Here is a 1445-nt window from a genome sequence, read left to right on the forward strand (position 1 = left end):
CTCGGTCGGGGTCTTGCCGACCTTGACGCCCGCGGCCTCCAGGGCCTCCTTCTTCGCCTGGGCGGTACCGGAGGAACCCGAGACGATGGCGCCCGCGTGGCCCATGGTCTTGCCCTCCGGCGCGGTGAAGCCCGCGACATACCCGACGACCGGCTTGGTCACGTTCTCCTTGATGAACGCCGCGGCCCGCTCCTCCGCGTCGCCGCCGATCTCACCGATCATCACGATCAGGTCGGTGTCCGGGTCGTCCTGGAACGCCTTCAGCGCGTCGATGTGGGTGGTGCCGATGATCGGGTCACCACCGATGCCGACGCAGGTGGAGAAGCCGATGTCACGCAGCTCGTACATCATCTGGTACGTCAGCGTGCCCGACTTCGACACCAGGCCGATCCGGCCCGGCTTGGTGATGTCGGCCGGGATGATGCCCGCGTTCGACTGACCCGGCGTGATCAGGCCGGGGCAGTTCGGGCCGATGATCCGCGTCTTGTTGCCCTTCTTCCCGGCGTACGCCCAGAAGGAGGCCGAGTCGTGCACCGCGATGCCCTCGGTGATGACCACCGCGAGCGGGATCTCCGCGTCGATCGCCTCGATCACCGCGTCCTTGGTGAACTTCTCCGGAACGAAGATCACCGTGACGTCGGCGCCGGTCTTCTCGATGGCGTCCTTGACCGAGCCGAAGACGGGCACCTCGGTGCCGTCGAAGTCCACGCTCTGGCCCGCCTTGCGCGGGTTCACGCCACCGACGATGTTCGTGCCCGAGGCCAGCATGCGACGCGTGTGCTTCTGACCCTCGGAGCCGGTCATGCCCTGGACGATGACCTTGGATTCCTTGGTGAGGAAGATAGCCATGGTGTTCTGTGACCTCGTCCCTTACTTCGCGGCAGCAGCCAGCTCGGCGGCCTTGTCGGCCGCGCCGTCCATGGTGTCCACCCGCTGCACCAGCGGGTGGTTGCGGTCGTCCAGGATCTGACGGCCCAGTTCGGCGTTGTTGCCGTCCAGACGCACGACCAGCGGCTTGGTGACCTCCTCGCCCTTGGACTCCAGCAGCTCCAGGGCCTGCACGATGCCGTTGGCGACCGCGTCGCACGCGGTGATCCCGCCGAAGACGTTGACGAACACGGACTTCACGTCCGGGTCGCCGAGGATGATCTCCAGGCCGTTCGCCATGACCTCGGCGGAGGCGCCGCCACCGATGTCGAGGAAGTTGGCGGGCTTGACGCCCTTGTGGTTCTCACCGGCGTACGCGACGACGTCCAGGGTCGACATGACCAGACCCGCGCCGTTGCCGATGATGCCGACCTCGCCGTCGAGCTTGACGTAGTTGAGGTTCTTCTCCTTGGCAGCCGCCTCCAGCGGGTTGGCGGCGGCCTTGTCGTGGAGCTCCTCGAACTCGGGGTGACGGAACTCGGCGTTGTCGTCCAGCGACACCTTCCCGTCGAGGGCGA

The 1445-nt window shown here is 66.8% G+C and carries 1 protein-coding gene and 1 pseudogene; both read right to left on the minus strand.

Annotation, left to right across the window (positions count from 1 at the left end; genetic code table 11):
* Nucleotides 1-849: succinate--CoA ligase subunit alpha (sucD, locus tag ACFY3J_RS38805; RefSeq protein WP_384188073.1), on the minus strand; the 849-nt coding region annotated here is incomplete at its 3' end.
* A 21-nt stretch (nt 850-870) separates the two neighbouring features.
* A pseudogene (locus tag ACFY3J_RS38810) lies at nt 871-1445 on the minus strand (succinate--CoA ligase subunit beta); the annotation flags it as partial.

The sequence above is a fragment of the Streptomyces sp. NPDC001231 genome, from assembly GCF_042896885.1.
Lineage (GTDB): Bacteria > Actinomycetota > Actinomycetes > Streptomycetales > Streptomycetaceae > Streptomyces.